This window comes from Sorangium sp. So ce726 (genome assembly GCF_051521405.1).
GTDB lineage: Bacteria > Myxococcota_A > Polyangia > Polyangiales > Polyangiaceae > Sorangium.
Genome location: NZ_CP150349.1, coordinates 13220958 through 13243700, shown reverse-complemented (window position 1 = coordinate 13243700; position 22743 = coordinate 13220958). Strand labels below are relative to the sequence as shown.

General features: G+C 70.2%; 12 protein-coding genes. 7 read left to right on the top strand and 5 right to left on the bottom strand.

Features of this window, described 5'->3' with window-relative positions; all coding sequences use genetic code 11:
• Positions 1–28 precede the first annotated feature (28 nt).
• The gene (gene sucD, locus WME79_RS49395) at positions 29–910 is read left to right on the top strand and encodes a succinate--CoA ligase subunit alpha (protein ID WP_437530152.1); all 882 of its coding nucleotides are present in this window, start codon (positions 29–31) and stop codon (positions 908–910) included.
• A 721-nt stretch (positions 911–1631) separates the two neighbouring features.
• Here sucD and WME79_RS49390 read toward each other — a convergent pair.
• Positions 1632–2672 (bottom strand): oxidoreductase, encoded by a 1041-nt coding sequence (locus WME79_RS49390; protein WP_437530149.1) that lies wholly within the window; start codon positions 2670–2672, stop codon positions 1632–1634.
• Positions 2673–3124: 452 nt separating this feature from the next.
• Between WME79_RS49390 and WME79_RS49385 the strand changes: the two genes are divergently transcribed.
• The 3 genes from WME79_RS49385 to WME79_RS49375 all read left to right on the top strand — a co-directional run bounded on the left by WME79_RS49385 (position 3125) and on the right by WME79_RS49375 (position 11060).
• On the top strand, positions 3125–4138 hold the full coding sequence (locus WME79_RS49385) for a hypothetical protein (RefSeq protein WP_437530146.1): 1014 nt from the start codon (positions 3125–3127) through the stop codon (positions 4136–4138).
• Positions 4035–5495, top strand: a complete 1461-nt coding sequence (locus WME79_RS49380) for an HTTM domain-containing protein (protein ID WP_437530144.1) — start codon at positions 4035–4037, stop codon at positions 5493–5495. Before WME79_RS49385 ends, WME79_RS49380 begins: the two co-directional genes overlap by 104 nt.
• Before the next feature lie 447 nt (positions 5496–5942).
• The gene (locus WME79_RS49375) at positions 5943–11060 is read left to right on the top strand and encodes an AAA family ATPase (protein ID WP_437530141.1); all 5118 of its coding nucleotides are present in this window, start codon (positions 5943–5945) and stop codon (positions 11058–11060) included.
• A gap of 77 nt (positions 11061–11137) precedes the next feature.
• Here the strand turns inward: WME79_RS49375 and WME79_RS49370 are convergent, their stop codons facing one another.
• Complete coding sequence (locus WME79_RS49370) at positions 11138–14665, bottom strand: PHP domain-containing protein (RefSeq protein ID WP_437530138.1); 3528 nt, start codon at positions 14663–14665, stop codon at positions 11138–11140.
• Positions 14666–14822: 157 nt separating this feature from the next.
• A complete protein-coding gene (locus WME79_RS49365) occupies positions 14823–15839 on the bottom strand; it encodes a porin (RefSeq protein ID WP_437530135.1) in 1017 nt (338 codons plus the stop codon).
• A 934-nt stretch (positions 15840–16773) separates the two neighbouring features.
• Between WME79_RS49365 and WME79_RS49360 the strand changes: the two genes are divergently transcribed.
• The gene (locus WME79_RS49360; protein ID WP_437530132.1) at positions 16774–17229 is read left to right on the top strand and encodes a hypothetical protein; all 456 of its coding nucleotides are present in this window, start codon (positions 16774–16776) and stop codon (positions 17227–17229) included.
• 268 nt (positions 17230–17497) lie between these two features.
• Here WME79_RS49360 and fumC read toward each other — a convergent pair whose 3' ends face one another.
• Entirely contained in the window at positions 17498–18895 is a 1398-nt protein-coding gene (gene fumC, locus WME79_RS49355) for a class II fumarate hydratase (RefSeq protein ID WP_437530130.1), read from the bottom strand.
• 189 nt (positions 18896–19084) lie between these two features.
• Between fumC and WME79_RS49350 the strand changes: the two genes are divergently transcribed.
• Both WME79_RS49350 and WME79_RS49345 read left to right on the top strand, forming a co-directional pair.
• Positions 19085–20086 carry a fatty acid desaturase family protein gene (locus WME79_RS49350; RefSeq protein ID WP_437530127.1) on the top strand — a complete coding sequence of 334 codons (1002 nt, stop codon included), beginning with the start codon at positions 19085–19087 and terminating at the stop codon, positions 20084–20086.
• A gap of 348 nt (positions 20087–20434) precedes the next feature.
• A complete protein-coding gene (locus WME79_RS49345) occupies positions 20435–21592 on the top strand; it encodes a YncE family protein (RefSeq protein WP_437530124.1) in 1158 nt (385 codons plus the stop codon).
• Positions 21593–21715: 123 nt separating this feature from the next.
• Here the strand turns inward: WME79_RS49345 and WME79_RS49340 are convergent, their stop codons facing one another.
• Positions 21716–22576: a hypothetical protein gene (locus tag WME79_RS49340; protein ID WP_437530122.1), complete on the bottom strand. Its 861-nt coding sequence runs from the start codon at positions 22574–22576 to the stop codon at positions 21716–21718.
• Positions 22577–22743 lie beyond the last annotated feature (167 nt).

Below are 22743 nucleotides of genomic sequence, written 5' to 3'. Positions count from 1 at the left end.
TCCACGTTGAAGGTAGAGTAATCAAGCGATGAGCATCCTCGTCAACAAGGACACGCGGGTCGTCTTCCAGGGCATCACGGGCGCCTACGGGTCGCAGCACGCCCGCGCCTGCATCGAGTACGGGACGAAGGTCGTCGCCGGCGTGACGCCGGGCCGCGGCGGCCAGCGATTCGAAGACAAGGTGCCGATCTTCGACACGGTCGAGCAGGCCGTGCGCAACGAGGGCGCCGAGGTCTCGTGCATCTTCGTGCCGCCGGTCGGCGCGGCGGACGCGATCACCGAGGCCATCGATGCGGGCTGCAAGCTCGTCATCTGCATCACCGATGGCGTGCCGGTGCTCGACATGATCCGCGTCCGTCGCTTCCTCGAGGGGAAGCCGGCGCGGCTCATCGGGCCGAACTGTCCCGGCGTGATCACCCCGGGAGAGTGCAAGATCGGGATCATGCCGGGCCACATCCACAAGAAGGGCCACATCGGCGTCCTCTCCCGCTCGGGCACGCTGACCTACGAGGCGGTCGGCCAGCTGAGCGCCCTCGGCATCGGCCAGTCGAGCTGCGTGGGCATCGGCGGCGATCCGGTCGGCGGCATGGACTTCATCGACGTGCTCGAGCTCTTCAACCAGGATCCCGATACCCACGGTGTGGTGCTGATCGGCGAGATCGGTGGGACGGCCGAGCAGCGCGCGGCGGCGTGGATCAAGCAGAACATGAAGAAGCCGGTGGCGGCGTTCATCGCCGGCCGCGCGGCGCCTCCGGGCAAGCGCATGGGCCACGCTGGCGCGATCATCGCGGGCGGCGAGGGCACGGCGGCCGAGAAGATCGCGGCGCTCGAGGCGGCGGGGGCCAAGGTGGCGGCCACGCCGGCTGAGATGGGCATCGCGATGCAGGCCGCGATGGCGGCGGCGCGCTGATCTTCTGGCCCGAGAGGGCGTCGAGCGTGCGGCGGTCTTGCTGTGCGCGATCTTCCGAATTGCCCGGCCCGGGGCGAGGGTGCTCGTTGGGCGGGGTGGGGGCCCCGCCGAACTCGCCCGAGACATCTCTCCTCCAGCGAAGCTGGAGGAGAGATGTCTCGGGCTCAGACATCGGCCCATCCCCCACCCCGCCCAACGAGCACCCTCGCCCCGGGCCTACCGCTGTCCCTTTTTAACCCACCTCAGACATCGGCCCATCCCCCACCCCGCCCAACGAGCACCCTCGCCCCGGGCCTACCGCTGTCCCTTTTTAACCCACCTCAGACATCGGCCCATCCCCCACCCCGCCCAACGAGCACCCTCGCCCCGGGCCTACCGCTGTCCCTTTTTAACCCACCTCAGACATCGGCCCATCCCCCACCCCGCCCAACGAGCACCCTCGCCCCGGGCCTACCGCTGTCCCTTTTTTACCCACCTCAGACATCGGCCCATCCCCCACCCCGCCCAACGAGCACCCTCGCCCCGGGCCTACCGCTGTCCCTTTTTAACCCACCTCAGACATCGGCCCATTCCCCGGGACTACCGCTGTCGTTTTTGATGCACGTCGGGTATCGGCTCATCCTCCGACAAGCACCCTCGGTACGAGGCGACGGAGGTCGCGTGAGGATGCGCTATTCAACCGCTCCTCGACGCAAGCAGCGGTTTTCCTAAGCCGCTTCGATCACGCGCCGAGCGATATCGTCCGCCGCTCGGCCGCGCTCTTCATCGCGGCTTCGATGACGCGGATCACGTCGCGCGCCTCCTCGGCGCGCACCGGCGGCGGGGCGCCGTCGAGGACCGCCGCCGCGATGCCCTCGTAATAGGCCTCGTAGGCGCCAGGCAGGCTCTCGATCGTGCGGCGCTCGCCGCTTGCCGTGACGAGCGTGCCGAACCAGCGCGGGTCCTCCCGCCCCCACTCCGGCACGCCCGGGCGCACGCCCGCCTTGAGGGCATCCTCCTGGCCGTCGATCCCGTACTTGAGGAAGCTCCCGGCGTCGCCATGAACCGCGAAGCGCGGCCCCGGCTCGGGCACCAGCGTCGAGGAGCGCACGATCACCCGGCGCCTGCCGTAGTCGAGCGTCAGGTGGAAATAGTCCACCGTGCGCGCCCCGGATCGCTGCGCGAGGACGTCGGCGGTCACCGCGCGCGGCGGGCCGAAGAGCACGAGCGCCTGGTCGATCAGGTGCGCGCCGAGGTCGTACAGGATCCCCGAGCCCGGCGCCTCCTGCTCTCGCCAGCCCTGCTTGATGGCGGGGCGGAAGCGATCGAAGTGCGCCTCGTACGACGCCACCTCACCGAGCAGGCCCTGCTCGATGCAGCTGCGCACAGTGCGGAAGTCCGCGTCCCAGCGGCGGTTCTGGAAGACCGAGAGGAGCCGGCCCCGGCGCGTGGCCAACGCGATGAGCTCGTCCGCCTCGGCGCTCGTGATCGTGAACGGCTTGTCGACGACCACGTGCTTGCCCGCCTCGAGCGCGGCGCGCGCGAGCGGGAAGTGGGTCTCGTTGGGCGAGGCGATGACCACGAGGTCGATCCCTGGCTCGGCGATCAGCACCTCCGGCGTCGGATGCACGGCGACGCCCGAGTGGTCGGCCATGACCTGGCCCTCCCGGCGGGTCGCGATGGCGGCGAGGCGAAGCCGAGGGACGGCCCGGATCAGCGGGGCGTGAAAAACGGCGCCGGCAAGACCATAGCCGACGAGGCCGACATAGACGCGCTGGGACATGGCAGGACGGGCTCGTCCGGGACGCTAGCCCGAAGAGGCGCTGGGGGGAAGCCCGACCGCGAAAACGCCGAGGAGCCTCCAGAGGCGCGTGACGGCGGCTGGCGAACCGCCACAGGCATCCACAACGCGGCGATCGCGCATGGCGAGCCGCCACAGGCGTCCGCGACGCCGCGATCGCGCATGGCGAGCTGCCACAGGCATCCGCCACTCGCTGTCGCGCTCGGTTATATGCCCAGAGCATCCACATCACGCGTCATCCAACGTGGCACTCCGCACAAGGCTTCTTCGAACCCTACGAGCTCACACCGGAGGGCCGCGCCCGCGACGATCACGGGCGAGGTGGTCGCCGCGCACCCAATGTCGTCGCCCATGACCCCCTTCGCCGCAACGCGAGGCGGTTCGTACAGACGCGGCGCGGCGGTTGCGATAGCCTCCTGCGCTTGGAGGCTTTGATGCAAGCCAAGAGCATCCTTTCCGTGGTGGCCCTGACCACCTTGATCGCCGGCAGCCCCTTCGCTGCAGGGTGCAAGACCACCGCCGAGGCCACCGTGACCGAGGAGTCGGTCCAGGCGGTCCCCGTGGTCATCGAAGATCCGTTGACCGAGGAGCACGACGGCGGCTCGGTCGGGTGGGATTTCGCGCCCGACGGCGCCGTGAAGGCGATCGTGAAGGCGCCTGACGGCAAGCCCATCGACAAGGACGTGAGCGGCACGCTCACCTGGAAAGGGCCGAACGGCGACGCGCAGGCCCCGCTCGCGCTCGACGCGAAGACTGGGCTCCTCGTCGCGACCGGGCCCAAGCTCGAGGCCGATCTCACCGAGGTGAAGTACAACATCATCGTCGCCGGGAAGCCGTGGAATGGCACGCTCCACGTGCCCTCAGGGGGCACGAAGGTCATCGTCGAGGGCGCGAGAAAGGCCGAGAAGAGGCCCATCCCCCCGGGCAAGACGGGCCCGAACGGCGGGGTGATCCAGGTGGTCGGCGACGACACGATCGAGGTGGTCGCGGACAAGGCCTCTGGCCAGGTACGGGTCTACGTCCTCGACGCGGACCTGAAGCCGGTCCCCGTCGGCGACCGCAAGATCAAGCTCGGCTTCGTGGGACAGGGCTCCGAGCTCGTCGTGCTCACCCCCGGCCCGGGCGGCCTGTACTGCGTCGGCAAGGTCGCGGCGAAGGTCAACCCGGTGAAGCTCACCGTCGTCGTGGCGCACCCGACGTACGCCGACGTGGTGCTCGTCGGCTATCGCCCCGGCGTGCACGTCATCGTCGGCCCGAGCGCGCCTTCCCTCAACGTCGTGGTGGCGACGACGTGGAACGTGGATGTGAAGGTCAGGACGACTCCAGGCGTGGTGGTGGTCCACGATGACGACGACGACGACGATGACGACGGCCGACCGGTCCACATCCACGTGCACGGCAAGCACAAGCACCACAAGCACGGGCACGCGCACGGGCACTGGAAGTGACCCCGCGCGGCGCTGGGCGGCGTACCTCACCGCCGAGGTCGACGCCGCCTCGCTCGCCGTCTTCCGCGCCGGCTATGGCGCCCTGATCGCCTGGGAGGTCGTCCGGTACGCCCTCCACGATCGGATCTACCGCTATTACATCGAGCCAGGCTTCTTCTTCAGCTTCGTGCCCTTCGTCCGCCCGTGGGGCGGGACAGGGATGTACTGGCACTTCGGCGCCCTCTTCATCCTCGCGCTCCTCTGCGCCGTCGGGCTGTTCTACCGGGTGAGCGGCGCGCTCCTCTGCGCCGCGCTCACGTATGTCTTCCTCCTCGACAAGGCACAATACCTCAACCACCTCTATCTCCTCTGCCTCCTCGGCCTGCTGCTCGCCGCCGCCCCGGCGCACCGCGCGCTCTCGCTGGATCGGCTCCGCGCGCGCCGCGCCTCGCTGGGCGACGCGCCGCCCAGCGCGCCGGCGGAGACCGTGCCGCGCTTCTATCTCTTCGCCCTGAAGGCCCAGATCGCCATCGTCTACTTCTACGGCGGCGTCGCGAAGCTGAACGGCGACTGGCTCCGGGGCCAGCCGCTCACCCTGTGGCTCGCCGCGCACGGCGACGCGCCCCTCGTCGGGCCGCTCCTTGCCTCGCCGACAGCGGGGCTCGCGCTCTCCTATGCAGGGCTCTTCATCGACCTCTCGATGGGCTTCCTGCTCTTCTCCCGGCGCACCTTCCCGATCGGCGCGGCGCTCGCCGTGGCGTTCAACCTCTCCAACGCTCTCCTGTTCAAGATCGGTATCTTCCCCTACGCGATGATCGCCTCGCTCGCGCTGTTCGGCGATCCCTCGTGGCCGAGGCGGCGCCTGCCCTTCCTGTTCAAGGGCGCGGACTCCCCCGGCGACGACGCCCGCACCCCCTCGCCCGCCGCGTCGCGCCGGAGCGCGCTGCCGCTCGCGGCGCTCCACGGATATCTCCTGTTCCACCTCGTGGTGCCGCTCCGCCACTGGGTCTATCCCGGCGACGTCGCCTGGAACGAGGCAGGACACCGCTTCTCGTGGCGCATGAAGCTGCGCGACAAGAGCGTGAGCGAGCTCGGAATTCACGTGCTGGATCCGCGCACCGGCGTGCGCGAGCCGCTCGACGTCGAGGCGTGGCTCACGAGCCGCCAGCTGGGGGAGATGTGCGCGCGGCCCGACATGCTCGTCGACTTCGCGCACCATGTCGCCGATCGCTTGCAAAAGGACTCCGGGGTGCGGCCCATCGTCACGGCCAGGGTCGTCGCGTCGCTGAACGGAGGTCCCCACCGCGACCTCGTCGATCCGACGCTTGATCTCGCGTCGCAGCCGCGTGGCCTCCTCGCGCTCGTGCAACCCCCCTAGCTCCGCGTCGCCAGGCTGGTCCTGGCTTGCGCACACACCGTAGGCCCTCGTGGAGGGGGCTCGTCGCGCGGGGCGGGGACGGGCTGATGTCTGAGCCAGATAAACGTCCTGTGTCCGGCGTGCGCAGCACGACGGGCACAGGACGTCTCACGCGAGCTCTGCCCGTCCCCGCCCCGCGCGACGAGCCCCCTCCACGAGGGCCGGGCGGCCCGGAAATACCTCACCCGCGCCCAGAAACGCACCTGGACGCTTGGCGTCGAGTGCTCCGCATCACACACAACGACAAGCAGCGCAGCGTTGCAGCGTGACACAGCACACGTCGAGCCCGCTTCTTTGCACTCCCTGGGTGAATCCGCGGAAGACGGCCTTATACTGATCCTTCCCGGACGTAATCGGCCGCACGGTACATGCGGACGAGGTCATCACGCGGTGGAGCGCAAGCACGTCATGACCACCACAGCACCGTTCGATTTGCCAGGACACGTCGTCGAGCAGCTGATCCATGAGGGCGGCAAGACCCACGTTTACCGCGGCCGCCGCGCCGCGGATCAGCGGCCGGTCGTCATCAAGACGCTGAAGGGGGAGCACCCCAGCGTCCGCGATCTCGCCCTGTTGCGGCATGAGTTCAGCCTCCTGCGCGATCTGGATCTCGAGTCCGTGGTGAGGGTGTGCTCGCTCGAGAGGACGCGCGGCGGCCTCGCCCTCGTCACGGAGGCGGTCGAGGGCACGACCCTGAGGGCGATCCTCGACGATCGCCGGCTGGATCTCCGCGCGGCGCTGGCGCTCTCGGCGGCCATCGCCGACGCCATCGGCGCGGTGCACCGCTGTCGCATCACGCACAAGGACATCAATCCCAGCAACATCATCGTCAGCTCGGACCTGCGCCGCGCCACGCTCATCGACTTCGGCGCCTCGTCGCGGCTCAAGCAGGAGTTTCAACACTCGACCTCGGCGTCTACCCTGCAAGGCACGCTCGCGTACATGTCGCCCGAGCAGACCGGGCGCATGAACAGGGGCATCGATTACCGCGCTGACCTCTACTCGTTCGGTGTCACGCTGTATGAAATGCTGACCGGAGCGCTGCCGTTCCCGGACGGCGATCCGGTGGACGTCCTCTACAGCCACATCGCGCGGCAGCCCGCCCCGCCGCACGAGCGCCGCGAGGACATCCCCGAGCCGGTCTCCGAGATCGTCATGAAGCTCCTCGCCAAGGCGCCCGAGGACCGCTACCAGAGCGCTCACGGCGTCAAGGCAGACCTCGCGGAGTGCCTGCGCTCCCTCGAGCAGGCGGGCCGGGTCCACCCCTTCCCCATCGGTCAGCGCGATCGTAGCCACGAGCTGCGCGTCCCGCAGAAGATCTACGGCCGGGACGAGGAGCGGGACCGGCTCCTGGCCGCCTTCGAGCGGGCCCGCGCGGGCGCCGCGGAGCTCGTGCTCGTCTCCGGCTACTCCGGCGTCGGCAAGAGCGCGCTGGTCCACGAGACCTACAAGGCCATCGCCAGGATCGGCGGCCACTTCGCCCACGGCAAGTTCGATCAGCTGAGCCGCGGCGTGCCCTGCGCCTCGGTCGTGCAGGCGTTCAGGGGGCTCGTGCAGCAGCTCCTCTCCGAGCGGACAGACGCGCTGGCCCACTGGAGAGCGGAGCTCGGCGCGGCGCTCGGCCCGAACGCCGGGCTCCTCGTCGACCTCATCCCCGAGCTCGCGCTCATCGTCGGCGAGGCGCCCGGCGTCGCGGCGCTCGGCCCCTCGGAGTCGCAGAACCGCTTCGACATGGTGTTCCGGAGCTTCCTTGGCGTGTTCGCCGCTCCGTCGCGCCCGCTGGTCCTGTTCCTCGACGACCTCCAGTGGGCGGACCCGGCGTCGCTCAGGCTGCTGCGGCTCCTGCTCACCGACGCCGACACACGCCATCTCCTGGTCGTCGGGGCGTACCGGGACAACGAGGTGAGCCCGGCGCACCCGCTCGTCATCACCCTCGACGCCGTCCGCGCCGCGAGCGCGGCCGTGACCGACATCCCCCTCGCGCCGCTCTCGCAGGACGACGTGACGGCGCTCGCCTCGGACGCCCTCGGCCGCGCGGCGAAGGACGTCGCCCAGCTCTCCGAGCTCATCCACGACAAGACGCTGGGCAACCCGTTCTTCATGGGGCAGTTCCTGCGCATGCTGGGCGACGACGGGCTCCTCCGGTGCGACCCGGAGACGGGCAGATGGACATGGGATCTCGCAGCCATCGAGTCGCGGGCCGTGACGGACAACGTCGTCGACTTCATGATCGCCAAGCTGCAGAGGCTCTCGCCGCCCACCCAGCGCGCGCTGACGCTCGGCGCGTGCATCGGGCACCGGTTCGACCTGCGCACGCTCGCCACGATCTCCGAGCAGCCGGCCCCGCAGGCGGCGCAGGATCTATGGGCGGCCATGCAGGAAGGGGTCCTGCTCCCCATCGACGCCGACTACCGGCTCGTGCACCCGGAAGACCCATCCCACGGCGAGCCGGCGACCGACGCGTCGCTCGCCGTCTCCTACCAGTTCTTGCACGATCGCGTCCAGCAGGCGGCCTATGCCCTCATCGCGGACGAGCACAAGTGCGCCGCCCACCTGCGCGTCGGCCGCCTGATGCTGGCCAGCCAGCGCGGCGAGCCGCAGGAAGAGGAGCTGTTCGACACGGTAAACCATCTTAACTATGGTGCCGCCCTCATCGCCGATCCTGGCGAGCGCGAGCTTCTCGCGCGCCTGAACCTGCGCGCCGGGAGGAAGGCCAAGAGCTCGACCGCGTACGGGGCCGCGGCGGAGTACTTCAGCGCCGGGCGGAGCGCGCTCGGAGACGACGGCGCCCCGCGGGATCACGCGCTGCGCTGGTCGCTCACGCTGGAGGCGGCCGAGTGCGAGTACCTGTGCGGCCGCTTCACCGAGGCCGAGGCGCTGTTCCAGCGGCTGCTCGAGGTGGCGGCGTCGAACCTCGATCGGGCGCGGGTCCAGAGCCTGCGGATGAAGCTCTATCAGGTCGCCGGCCGCTACGACGAGGGCGTCACCGTCGGACAGAAGGCGCTGCGCCTGTTCGGCGTCGAGATCCCCGGGGCGAGCGACGAGATCGGCGCCGCCGTCTCTGCAGAGGTCGCGCAGATCCCGGAGAGCATGGCGGGCAGGAGCATCGAGGACATCCTGCACGCGCCGCTGCTCGCCGACGAGCAGATCCGCGCGGTCATCAACCTGCTCGCCGACTGCGCTCCCTGCGCGTACATCGGGCGGCCGGGCGTGTTCCCGCTCATCGCGCTGAAGATGCTGAACCTGTCGCTGCGGCACGGCAACACCGAGGCGTCGTGCTTCGCGTACAGCGTCTATGGGTTCATGCTGGTCGCGGCGTTCGGCGATATCCCGTCGGGATTCCGCTTCTCGGAGATGTCGATCCGGCTGAACGAGAAGCTCGGGGACGTCTCGCTGCGGGGGACGCTGCTGCACCTCCACGGCGATCACATCAACTTCTGGGTCCAGCACATCCGGAACGATCTCCCCATCCTGGAGCGGGCGTTCCTCGCGTGCATCGAGGCCGGCGACCTGGTGTATGCGAGCTACCTGGCCTTCGAGACCGTCTGGCAGGTCTACGAGAAGGGTGATCCGCTGGCGGACGTCCACCGCGTCGCCGAGCGCTTCGCGTCGTTCGCGCGCAAGACAGGCAATCACGCCGTCCTCGAGACGATCCGGCTGGAGCAGCAGTTCCTGCGCAGCCTGCAGGGGCTCACGGCGGCCGACGCCTCGCTGAGCGAGGAGGGCTTCGCAGAGGAGGAGTGCCTGGCCGCGCTCACCCGGGCGAGCTTCGGGTGCGGTATCGCCTTTTATCACATCATCCGGCTCATCCTGCTCTATTCCCACGGCCGCCCCGAGGAGGCGCTCGCCGCCGCGGAGGCGGCGCGCCCGGTGCTCGGGGCCGTCATGGCGATGCCGATCGAGGCGACATACCACTTCTATCTCGCGCTCACGCTGATTGCGCTCGGCGAGCGCGACGAGCGCGAGCGGGAGCGGCACGCCGGGGCGCTCTCCGCGTCGCTCGAGAAGCTCGAGCTCTGGGCGCGCCATTGCCCCGACAACTTCCGCGTGAAACTCGTACTGGTCCTGGCCGAGGCGGCGCGCGCCTCCGGCCGCGACGTCGAGGCGATGGGGCTCTACGACGACGCCATCGACGCCGCCCGTCAGAGCGAGTTCGTTCAATACGAGGCGCTCGCGTCGGAGCTGGCCGGCCTGCACTACGCTCGCAAGGGCCGGCGGCGCATCGCCACGCTCTACCTGGACGCGGCGATGCACGCCTACCGGCAGTGGGGGGCAGAGCGGAAGGCCACGGCGCTGATCCGGCAGCACGGGCTCGACCCGCTCCCCATCGCTCGAGGGCCTGCGGCGGAGCACGAGAAGGCCGCCGCGAGATCGAGCAGCATGTCGGTGAGCCACCCGCTCCTCCACAAGCTCGCCGACGTCGCGGCGGTGCTGCAGACGACACACGCGATCTCCAGCGAGCTCGTGCTCGGGAAGGCGCTCGACCGCGTGATGCGCGCCGTCCTCGCGAGCGCCGGCGGCCAGCGCGGCTCCCTGGTGCTCGCGCGCGAAGAGCGGTTGTTCATCGAGGCGTCCGTCACCATCGATCCTGCGTCGATCGAGGTGGAGCTCCGGCGTCCGCTGGAGGAGTCCTCGGCCCTGCCGGTCAGCGTGGTCCACTACGTGGCGCGGACGCGAGAGCTCCTCATCCTGGACGACGCCGCGGCGAGCCCTCGCTTCGCGGCGGATCCCTACCTCGCCGCCCACCGGCCAAAGTCGGTGATGGGCCTCCCGCTCGTCCACCAGAACCGGCTCACGGGCGTGCTGTACGTGGAGAACACGCTCGCGAGCGGCGCCTTCACCCCGGAGCAGACCGAGCTGCTCCGCCTCCTGGGCGCGCAGGTCGCGGCGGCGCTCGAGAACGCGCTGCTCTACGGCCGGCTGCAGGAGGTGTCCGACAGGCACCGCGACATGAACGATCGGCTCGAGAGCGAGGTGCAGCGGCGCACCGAGGAGCTGTTCTCGGTCAACGCGCGCCTGTCGAAGCAGGCAGATGAGCTGAACCGGGCCAATGACCTGCTGCTCGAGGAGCTCCGCGAGCGCGAGCGCGCCGAGCAGGCCCGGGCAGCGCTCCAGGAGGAGATCATCGGGGTGCAGCGGCTGCGCCTCTCGGAGATGGCGACGCCCATCATCCCGATCACCGATCGCGTCCTTGTCATGCCGCTCATCGGGACGATGGACGCGGCGCGCGCCGCGCAGGTGCTGGAGGCGACCCTCGCCGGCGTGGAGCGCCACAACCCGTCGATCGTGATCATCGACATCACCGGCCTGAAGCACGTCGACGCCGGGGTCGCCGACTCGCTGATCCGCACCGCCTCGGCGCTGCGGCTGCTCGGCGCGCAGGCGATCTTGACCGGGATGCAGCCGGAGGTCGCCCGTGCGCTCACGCAGGGCGGGATCGACCTCCGCGGCCTCATCACGCGCTCGACGCTCCAGAGCGCCATCGCCCACGCGATCACGCCGTCCCCTGCCGCACGACCCCGCTGAGCGCGCGGCGCGCTCCGTCATCGCTCCTGCCCATGGGTGAGGTCTGCGCGGCCGCGCGCGTGGTCATCGTTTGGGCGCTACGGCGACGCCTGTTTGTCCTCACAGCGGCCCAGCACGAAGATCCCGCAGACGCGCTCGTTCACCAGGCACTGCTGCCCTTCCGGACACTGCGACGGATCGAGCACCGTCGGGTCGCACGGCCTCGCGCAGAACGGGGGCGGGCCGCGCGGGGCGTCGTAGACGCCGTTCCCGTCGCGATCCAGGAAGATGGGGTTCGTGACCGCGTAGGGCGCCACCGGGTACCAGTCGGGGACCGGAGGCGACGCCGTGAAGAACCGGGAGAGCGCCTCGACCTGCGTGAACGCGAGGCTCGCGACCCGGGGCAGCTGGAGCTCGCCGAACGACACCGGCAGCGCGACCGGCGTGAGGAGGTTCTCGTCGCGCAGGCCCATCGCCACCACCACGACCCAGCCGTCCGATGGCGGCGCCGGCAGCACGAGCCGCTCGTCGACGTCCACGATCGCCGACGGCCCCGAAGGCGGCTCGAGCACCCGGACCAGGCGGCCGCTCACGTAGACCTCGACGCGATCCACGCCGAACCAGCTCGCCGTCTCGATCCGCAGGTCGAGCGGCACCGTGTCGCCCTCGACGCGCGCCACGCCGCCGAACGTCGCGCCGCCCACGCTCGCGCGAAGGAACGGCCCGTAGGTCGCGAACGCGCTGCCCGCGCGGAGCGACGCCGTCGCCTCCTCGAGATCGAGCGCCGCCGGCTGGTCGGTCCGCGAGCGGAAATAGGTGCGCGGGAAGCCCGGCTCCAGCGAGGCGCCGTGGCTGTCGCTGCTCCCGACCTGCGTCGGCGAGAAGCCGTGGTCGAGGTAGCGGAACAGGTCGTCGACCTGGCCCGCGTGGAAGGTGCACGGCCGATCCGCGTCCTCCGGCGGGACCGCGCCGCCCTCGCCTCCCAGGCAGAGCGCCTCCCCGTCGGCCGCGGTCGTGTCGAAGTCCCAGACGGCGTCCTGCTCCTCGGGCGTCCTCGTCAGGATCCGCTTGGTCACGCTCCAGGCGAGCGCCGAGCGGGCGCGCTGCTGGCACACCGCGTACCGCTCGCCAGGCTGACACGCCGGGAGGCCGCCAGGAAGCGCGGCGCAGGCCGCGCGGAGCGACGCCTCGTCCGTCGCGGCGTCGATCTGGGACAGGCACCGGTTGAAATCGACGACCTCCTGCACGGTGGGGGTCCGGAGCAGATCGAACCGCTTCGCGTTGAAGACCTCCATCGCGTCGAAATCGCAGCTGCCCGCCTGGAACAGCGGGTTGCTCGCCTCGAGCGTCGGGATCGACCGGCGCAGCGTGAAGGGGTCGACGCCGAGCTGGTCGATGTACCCGATGAACCCGTCGCGCGGGTGAGCGACGATCACGAGCGCGTCCTCGCCCTCCGCCGCCGTGCCGCGCACCCCGTCGATCACGTCCCCGCCCGCGCGGCAGACCCAGTCGAAGACGCCGTGATCCGGCACGTCGAGCTCGTCGTAGCGGAGCGGGAAGCCGATGAAGTGCCCGAGCTCGAGCGTCGAGACCTCGGCGCCGACCGCCGTCTTCAGGTGCGGCTCGAGCTCCAGCTGCCTCACCGCGGGCTCGAGATCCGTGTGCACGTCGTGGTCGGTGGCCACCGCGACGTCGAGCCCCTCGACGACCGCCGAGGTCACCCGCTCCTCGAGCGGCATGCCGCTGTCGAAGCTCGGGCGCTGGTGCAGGTGCATGTCGATCGACATCCAGCCCGTGGAGTCGACCTCGCGCGGCACGACCGCCTCGATCCGCCGCACCTCCCCGGCGCGCACCTCGAGGTCGGGGACCTCGAACCGGCCGAACTCGGGCCCGCGCGTGGCGAGGACGCGGTAGCGCCCGGGCTCGATCTCGACCGCGCCCTCGCCCGTCGCCGATCGCTCGATCTGCCGGACGCCGCTGCCGAGGCGGCCGTGGCCGAGGTAGACCCGCCTCCTGCCGTCGCCCTCGAGCGGCTGCCCCGCGGCGTCGAGCGCGACGAACGTCAGCTTGGCGGGCGCGAGCCGGCCGCCCTCGTCGACCACCCGGTATGCGATCCGCGCGGGGCTCGGCAGCTCCGCCGCCACCGAGACCGTGGCCCCGGCGCCGAGCGCCACGCGGATCGGCGCCGACACGGCGGTACCCTCGGGGTTCTCCGCGACGAGCAGGTAGCCGCCGGGCGCGAGACGCGCGTGGAAGTCGCCGTCCTCCACCGGATCGAGCCCGAGGTCGGCGTCGATGGAGCTGAGCAGCCCGACGTCCCCCGAGCGCGCGAGGTTCGCCTCGACCAGCGCGTCGACGCTCGCGAAGGCGGCGCCAGGATCGGGGTCGCGGAAGACGTGGACCCGCGCGTTCGGCACGGGCGCGCCCGTCGGCCGCCACCGCACGGCGCCCTCGAGCGATCCGGTCGGCGTGCCCCGGGCGCCGTACACCACCTCGGCGACGCTCGCGATGTCGCCCTCGCCCACGGCGAAGTAGCGCTCGTAGGTGAACGACCGCTTCCTGTCGCACGCCTCGTCGTCGGAGTCCGCCGCGAGGCAGCTCCGGCCGGCGCTCAGGAAGGCCGTCGCCGCGCTCGTGAAGACGGGGACGTTGACCGTGGCGGGCTGGCCGCCCTCTTTCGCCTTTGTGAAATAGCCGTAGCTGACGTCGCCGCCCGCCGCGGCGACGAAGTCGAAGCTGAGCGGCTGCTGGAACGTGTCCCGGCCGGAGAAGAGGGCGTCGAACACCGCCTTCTCCTCGTCGAAGCCCATGCCGGGGCCGAAGATGTCGTTCTGGTTGCCGAAGAACACGAAATCGCCGGCGACGATCCCGCCCTTCCGCTCGGGATCTCCGTTCCGCTCGTCGCCAAGGATGCCCCTGAAGATGTCCGAGGGGCCCGCGTAGTTGTCGAGCGAGAGCGGCTCCCCGCAGGCGCACGTCGGACAGCCGTCGTCGCCCGCCGCGAGGCCGTCCTCGCACTCGATCGCGCACGAGGCGACGCTCGGGCACCCGAGCACCTCGTCGGGCAGGAGGAGCGTCGTGCGGATCGTGACGAACCGCTCGCCCGGGCGCAGGACGTAGTCGGTGCGGAAGCGCATCGCCGGTTTGAGGCCGTCGAACAGGAGGCCGAGCAGGTCCTCCTGGGTCTTCAGCACGCCGAGCGCGTGGAAGAGAAAGCCGCCGTCGCCCTCGACCCGGACGATCGCCTCCTGCCCGTCGGAGCCGTCGTTGACCACGAAGACCTCGGTGGCGCCTGGGTCGGGCACGAGCAGGTTGGCGACCGGGAACGACTCGGCGAAGCGGTCGCGGCCCGACGCGCTCGCGAAGCGCGGATCCGGGCGGCGCAGGTCGGCGTCGACCAGCGAGCCGCCGTAGACGCCCGGCCCCGGCGAGTGGCGCGGGCCGAGGATCGCGACCCGGATCTCATCGTTTTCCAACAGGAAATCGCCGACATCGGCCATCGCCACCGGGCCGCCGACCAGCTCGAAGCGGTTCTCGATCGGCTTGGCGCGCAGGAGGTTCGGCTCCTCGCAACCAACCAGGCCAACCAGGCCGAGGAGACCGAGGGCGGAGCGGCGGGTTCGCATGGCGGGCCGCTAGAATGACAAGCGGGCTGAAGCCGCATGCAAACAGCAAGAAGTTGAACCGCCAAGGCGCCAGAAGACGCCAAGATTTCTGTGTTTTTCTTGGCGTCTTCTGGCGCCTTGGCGGTTCATTTCTCTGGTTTCCAAGCAGTTCGGTGCTCTAGAGGTTGAGCTGCAGCTGCAGCGCCACGGCGTCGTTGTCGAGCGCGACCCCGTGGCGCTCCTGCCGGTGGGTGAAGTCGGCCTGCGCCTTGAGCGTGTTGTCGATGAAGTGGTAACTCGCGCCGGCGGTGAGGGCCCAGCTGTCCGTCTCGTCCGAGAGGTCGAGGTTGGGATCGAGCCACTCGAACCGCGCGCTCACGCCGAGCTTGATGCGCCTCACGAAATACCCCACCTCGCCGACGATCCCTATCGACGTGACCGGGGCGAGCTGGCCGAGCGGCTGTGTCGGGGTGCTCTCGGGGTTGCTCTGGTTCCAGAGGAGCTCGGCGAGCGCGTGTGCGCCCGCGGCCTGGACCAGGACGTCGGCGCCGATGCCGTGGATGTCGCGCGTCCCGCCGTCGCTGAAGAAGTAGCTCGCGCCTGCGCCGACGCGGAGGCGCGAGACGGCGAGGTCCTGCACCGAGCGAGGGAGGGGGCCGAGCGGCTCGGTGGCGAGCCGCGCGACGTAAGCGACGTGGTCGAAGCGGTTGCCGAAGCTCGCCGCGTTCTCGACGTAGCCGGCGAAGAACTGATCCGAGCGCTGGAAGCCGTTGAACATGCCGGCGAAGTAGCTGAACGCTCTGCCCCGGAAGTGCCCCTCGACGTGGAGGCCGACCTGGCGGGAGGGCGCCATGGCGCGCACGGCGAGGGGCCGCTCGATGAGCGCGCCCTCGCCGGCGCCCGCCATCGCGGAGCGGCTGAACGGCACGTCGTGCGCGCCGAAATAGAGGTTCGCGAACGGGAAGTGAGCGTAGCCGATCCACGCCTCGGAGAGCCGCGCCGAGCCGTCCGCGCCCCCGGCGAGCTCGCCCGAGACCGCGAACGGCACATACCCGGCGAGCCTCCCCGCGAAGCCGACCCGGGCGCGCCGCAGGCGGAACCCCTGCCCTTCGGCGACGTCGCCCGCCTGCAGGAAGGCGTCCTCGCCCACGTAGGGGACGGCCTGCGCCTGCACGAGCACGATCGGCGAGAGCACGAGGCGGCCGATCGCGAGCTGGAACGGCGGTCCTTCCGCGGCCGGCGCAGCGGCCGACCCGGCCGGTGACGGTGTGGCCGCGGGGGGTGCAGCCGCGGCGGGCGGCGCGGCACCTGCCGGAGATGTGCTGCCGGCGGGTGCTCCGGGTGCGGCGACAGCGGACGGCGCAACGCTGGCAGGCGGTGCGTCCGGCGTGGCCGCCGGGGTGCCGGATGTGGCCCCGGCAGGTGGCGTGGCCGGCGCACCGCTCGGCGGCGCAGCTCCGGAAGGTGGCGTGGCCGGCGCACCGCCGGGGGGAGCCGCGCCGGGCGGCGGTGCGACCGGGATGGCCGGCGCAACCGGGATGGCCGGCGCCGCGGGCGGGGGAACCGGGAGCGCGTCGGCGGCCGGAGGCTGGGCTGGCAGCCGCTGGGCGGGTTGCGCGCTGGCCGGCGGACACCAGAGCGCCACCGCTGCCAGGAGGATAGGGGCGAGCGCAGCGCCGTCCGGCGCCGTGCTGCCCCCGCGGCGCCGCGGCCGCGCACATCGAGGATCCGCACCGCGACGAGTCCATGCGCAAGGTGACATTGGCATCCGTGCTGGCCGGCGGGCGAGAGGGTATCGCAGTGAACTCGGCAACAGCGCCGCTGGCAGGCGCCTTCGTCTATCCCACGTGTCGACAGGGTGTCAACGCGCCGCCTCGCACCCGCGCGCACCAGGCGTGTTGCCCTTTCCGGGCACCTGCGATGGGCGTACACTGATTGCTCCCGAACCCCGCGGCGCTCGACGTCGATCGCCGCCCGTTCCCGGAGGCGGGCTCGCCCCGCCGCCGCGCGGAAGGCCGGAGTAACCGGTGCTCCGCGCGGTTGACCTCTCGCTGGATGTCCGTCAGCCGCGCGAAGGCGCGCAAAGGAGGTGGAGAATGAGGGTGTGCAGGAGAGCGCCCGGAGCTGCCGTGGCGCTGCTTGCGGTGCTGGTTGCGCCTGGCCTGGCGCAGGCGCAGGAGGTCGTGCCGCCGCCCCGATTGCCCGCAGAGCGGGCTGCGACGGTGCTGTCCGACGCACAGTTCAAGGCGCGGTTGGAGGCGCTCGCAGCAGAGCTTCCGTCCGCGCAGATGGGACGTAACTGGAAGCGTGTGGTCGACGAGGCGCTGCGGCGGGTGAGCGACCTGCCACAGGCGAGCGCGCCGGCGCTTCCGTCCTCGGACATTCTTTTGGATCCGGAACCGCCGGTGGAAATCGACGGCCCGACTCAGGGGTTTCCGGAGGTGGGCGCGACATTCGAGCTGGGCCCCTATGAGGTCACGCTTGCGCCGGTGGTGCTGCCCGTGTCGCCGGTGGTCTGGAACATGCCTGGCGAGCAGGGGATCCTTCCCGGCGCCCTGGTGCGGCTGCCGTGGGCCGTTCCCTAGTCCAGTCTCCGGGTTGAAAAAGAAGTCAGACCAGAGCGTCGTTTACGTGGTCGTGGTCGTTTACGTGGTCGTGGTCGTTCACGGCCTATCGTTGACGACCACGACCACGACCACGACCACGTAAACGTTCACGTTGGTGACCTGGAGGGGGGCGGGCTTCATGCCTGAACGTGACCGAACGAGCTCGGTTAACGCCTCTGCCCCCCTCTCCGAGCGCCGGGCAACTCGGCACAACCTCTTCGTCTTCACGTCCCCGTCGACCGGAGCCTCACCCGCCCCCAGAGGGCCCGATCATCCTCTCCGGCCGAACGATCTCGTCGAACTTCTCCCCCTCGAGGACCCCGAGCGCGACCGCCGCCTCGCGGAGGGTCGTCCCTTCCGCGTGCGCCTTCTTGGCGATCTTCGCTGCGTTGTCGTAGCCCACGTGCGGGTTCAGCGCGGTCACCAGCATCAGGCTCTCGCGCAGGTTCCGCTCGATGCGCTCGCGGTTCGGCTCGATGCCCCGCGCGCAGTGCTCCTCGAACGACGCGCAGCCGTCGGCGAGCAGCCGGATCGACTGCAGCACGTTGTGAATGATGAGCGGCTTGTACACGTTGAGCTCGAAGTTGCCGCTCGCCCCGCCGATGCCGACCGCGACGTCGTTGCCAAGCACCTGAGCGCACAGCATCGTCATCGCCTCGGCCTGGGTGGGGTTCACCTTTCCCGGCATGATCGAGCTGCCCGGCTCGTTCTCCGGGATCGTGATCTCGCCGATCCCGCAGCGCGGCCCGCTCGCGAGCCAGCGGACGTCGTTCGCAATCTTGGTCAGGCTGCAGGCGAGCACCTTCAGCGCGCCGTGCGCCGCGACGAGGGCGTCGTGCGACGCGAGCGCCTGGAACTTGTTCGGCGCGGTGACGAAGGGCGCCCCCGTGAGCTCGGCGATCTTGGCGGCGACCTTCACCGGAAACTCCGGGTGCGCGTTGAGCCCCGTCCCGACCGCCGTGCCCCCGAGCGCCAGCTCTCGCAGCGGCGGGAGCGCGCGCTCGATCGCGGCGAGGCCGGCGTCGAGCTGCGCCACGTAGCCGGAGAACTCCTGCCCGAGCGTGAGCGGCGTCGCGTCCTGCAGGTGCGTGCGGCCGATCTTGACGATGTCCGCGAACGCCGCGCTCTTCTGCGCCAGGGTCTCGCGCAGCCGGCGGACCTCCGGGAGCAGGCGGCGCTCGATCTGGAGCGCGGCGACGACGTGCATGGCCGTCGGGAACACGTCGTTCGAGCTCTGCGACCTGTTCACGTCGTCGTTCGGGTGGACCGGCGATTTCGAGCCCATCACGCCGCCGCTCATCTCGATCGCGCGGTTCCCGATGACCTCGTTCACGTTCATGTTGGTCTGGGTGCCGCTGCCCGTCTGCCAGACGACGAGCGGGAAGTGGTCGTCGAGCTTGCCGTCGATGACCTCGTCGGCCGCCGCGACGATGAGCGCGCACCTGTCCGCCGGCAGGAGCCCCAGATCGCGGTTGACGAGCGCCGCCGCCTTTTTCACGGTGGCGAGCGCGGCGATCATCTCCCGCGGGAAGCGCTCGCCCCCGATCCGGAAGTTCTCGAGGGAACGCTGCGTCTGCGCCCCCCAGTAGCGGTCGTCCTGCACCGCGATCGGCCCGAAGCTGTCCTTCTCGATGCGCGTCCCCATGGCCGCGTCTTAGCGGCGGCGAACGCGCCCCTCAAGCGGCGCGAAGCCCTGTCGCCGGCGCGTGTGCAGACGCGTAAGCGCGTAGGCGCATTCGCGCTGCGGGGGTAAAAAGCGGGCGTGCTCTTGTTTTCCCGCCTGTTTTTTGCCAAGTTCGCGGGCCGCGCACGCGCGAGAAACACGGAGATCAGCATGGCCGGCATGGACACAGTACCGCGGGAGCTGCTGCAGGCTGCCTACAGGCGCAACCCGATTCACCTGCTCAAGATCCCGCTTCATTTCGGCATCTGGGCCGCGGTCACGTGGGTGCTGTACGCGACGCAGCACCACCCGCTCGCCATCCCGATCGGGGTCGCCTGCTCGTGGTTGATTGCCAACCTCGTCCGCGGCCTCGGCGCCGTGGCGCACGACGCCGTCCACGGCAGCTGCTCGCGCTCGAAGCTCACCTCGTACGTCATCGCCCTGCTCTGCTGGGCGCCGACCGGCATGAGCGTGACGCTGTACACGAACTACCACCTTCATCATCACAAGATCGCGAACACGTACCCTGACGTCGACAACTTCGTCGTCACGGATTACACGCGGAACCCCGTCCTCGCGAGGCTCCTGCTCCTCGCCGTCTACACGTTCGCCTATCCGCTCTACTTCCTCGGCTGCATGGCGCGGTACGTGAAGCGGCTGTCGCCGCTCCAGCGCGTCAAGATGAACGTGGAGCTCCTCGGCTTCTACGGGCTCATGGCCTTCTTCTACTGGGTCATGCCGCTCCAGGTGTTCTTCTTCTTCTATGTCCTGCCGTTCGTCTTCGGCGCCATCCTCGCCAGCGTGACCTCGATGATCGAGCACTACGAGATGCTCCCGGGGGAGGACGCCTACAGCTCTCGCACCTACGGGACGAGCGCGCGCGTCACGAACTTCCTCTGGAACAACGTCACGTACCACAACGAGCACCACAAGTTCCCGGGCATCCCGTTCTACAACCTGCGCAGCTTCCACGAGGCGGCGTATCCCTACTACGATGAGCGGGTGAAGTCCGCCTGCCACCCGTCGATCGTCGGCGTCGCCCTCTCGCTCTACGGCCGTATCCTGAAGCTCGAACTCGCGAAGCTCGACGACCGGTACCGCGGCCTCAACAAGGACGACGAGCGGCGGAAGATGATGGCGCTCAACGGCATCCAGCCCGGCGCGACCGCCTGAGCTTCGCCCTGCTCGCGACCGAGGTTCGGTCGGCGAACGCCAGACACCGGCCATCCCCAGGCCGCGCGATAAACTGTCCACCAGCTCGATTCTCCCGTGGCCGGCGCCGCCCGATGCCGCGGTGAACGCGATGATGGCCGAGGATGGGGTTGCCCGACGGAGATGTGCTGTCCGGGGCAGCGTCGCCGAGATCATCTTGCTCCTCCCTGATGCATCCACGATGCTCGCATCATGGGAGGTGCGTCCGTGCGACTCATCAGGTCTCTGGTTGCCAGCGTTGTGTGCTTGAGCGCCGCGGGTTGCGGCGATGGCATACGTCTCGATCCGCCGAAGCCGGAGGGGCGATGTGTGCCGGGGCAGCAAGTGTCCTGCGCTTGCCTGGGCGGCGACGTGGGGGTGCAGAGTTGCCTCCCGGACGAGACCTTTGGCCGGTGCAGCTGCCCCGACGCAACGGGCGGTACCAGCGGCGTGTCGACCAGCTCCGGGGGCGGCGCCGGGGGCTCTGACGGCAGCACCAGCGGTAGCGGCGGCTCCGCCCCTTCCGAGCTCACCGAGGTCGACATCGAGGCTCGCCACGTGATCGCCGACCCTGTCCGGCGCGTGTTCTACGCGACCGTGGCCGGAGACGCTGCTGCCCATGCCAATTCACTGGTCGTCGTGGACGCCGCATCCGCCAAGGTGGTGGACTCGGTCTTCGTCGGCTCGCAGCCGCTGACGATGGCGCTCTCGGACGACGCCTCCACACTGTGGGTGAGCCTGCAGGGCAGCTACGAGATCCGGCGGGTCGATCTCACGTCGGGTTCCCCCGTGCCGGCCGAGCAGTACCCGTTGCCCGAGGGAGAATTGGGCGATCTCGCCTACGCCGGTCCCATGGTGGTGCTGCCGGGGACGAAGGACAGCGTGGCGCTCTCGCTCCACCGGGAGGATGTGAGCCCGAGTTATGCAGGGTCGGCGATCGTGGACAGCGGCGTCGCCCGACCTGACCAGACGCCCGGGCACACGGGCGCGTCGCGGCTGACGGGCGGCCCCACGGGATGGGTGTTCGGCTACAACAACCTCCATACGGGGTACGGCTTCTACTCGCTGAAGGTCACGGAGACCGGCCTTACCTCGACCGAGCACGAGGATCTCATCTCCGGCTTCGACACCGACATCGTCTACGCGGACGGACGGGTCTATGCCACGAGCGGGGAGATCGTGAACGTCTCGAATCCCTCGTCCCCCACGAAGGCCGGAGAGTTCGCGTACAGCGGGAGCGCCGTGCTCCCGCTCGCGCCGGAGCCGCGCCTCCTCATGCTCTCGGTGGACTTCAGCGACCCCGCGGTGCTCCGTTTGCTCGATACGGAGACGTTCGCGCAGGTCGACGCGGTGACCTATCCGGATCTGGACATCGAAGACGCTGTCGATCTCGTATCGATCGACGGCGAGTCGCTCGCCTTCATCGGGAGCCGCGGCTTCGATGATCCGCCGCGCCTCTTCGTCCTCAAGAACCCGTTCGACGGCTGAGCGCCGGCGCCCTCGCGAAGGCCGCCGGCGCTGCCGCGGCCTCGACGAGAGCGTCCAGCAAGCAGGATGGGATTGCGCTGAACGGCATCCGGCCCGGCGTGACCGCCTGGGCCGGGCGAAGGCTCAATCCGCGGCGAAGCAGTAGATACGGCCCGCGCCGCCCACCGCCGCGAGCTGCTGCTGGCTGCAACCGGTGGGGGCGTGCACGGAGTTCCACGAGTTGTAGGGGGCCTGGCTGCTCATGTTCGGACCGAGGCCGTCGGAGTGCCCCACCTGCGGCCCAGGCGTGGCGGTGGACGACGTCCAGTCGTTGCACGTGGCGGCCAGGGCCGTGCCGTCCGCCGCCGAGCCCGTCAGGATGTCGTGCTCGATCGGCGAGGGAGAGTCCTTCCACTGGCCGTTGATGGGGTTGCCTTTGTGATCGACGAAGAGCTCCGGGTTGCCCCCGGGCAGCGCATGCAGCGCCTCGACGGTGGCGGCCACCGTGACCCCCTTGGCGTTGACCCAGGGCCCCTTGCCGATGCGATCGCGGGCATCCTCCGTGCTCGTGCTCAGGTACGCGCGCCACGTGCGACCGCCGGCGCCCACTTCGGCCGCCAGCGCCTGGCAGGTCGCGTCCGCGCCGGCGATCCCCCCGAGATCGCCGCCGCTGTCGCTCGGGGTGGACACGAAGAAGCCCAGGGATGAGGTGCCGGGGTCCCCGCCGGCCCCGGTGGCGGGCCCGCCAGCTGTCCCCGCGCCGCCCTCGCCTGCGCCTCCCTCGCCTGCGCCGCCCGAGCCGCCCGTCCCCGCAGCGCCGCCTCCCCCGACGCCCGTGCTCCCTGACCCGCCGCTGCCTCCGGTACCGCTGCCCGAGGCGCTGCTGGTCGAAGCGCTGCTGCTGCTGGCCTGGTCATTACTCGTACCGCTAGAATCGGATTCATCCGAGCAGGCCGTAGAGGTGACGAGGAATGCTGCGGAAAGGACGAGGTAGATCTTGTGCACGGCAGAGCTCCTGAGTGGGCGAATGGCGCGCACGATACCGACAGCTCGCCCCTTGCCGCAACCCTCGATCGCGCAAATGCTGATAGGTCGGAGACAGGTCGAACGAGAAGGCAGCGCGGTAGACCTTGCGGCTGACCGATCGGGTCGACGTGCTCTCCAGCGCGACC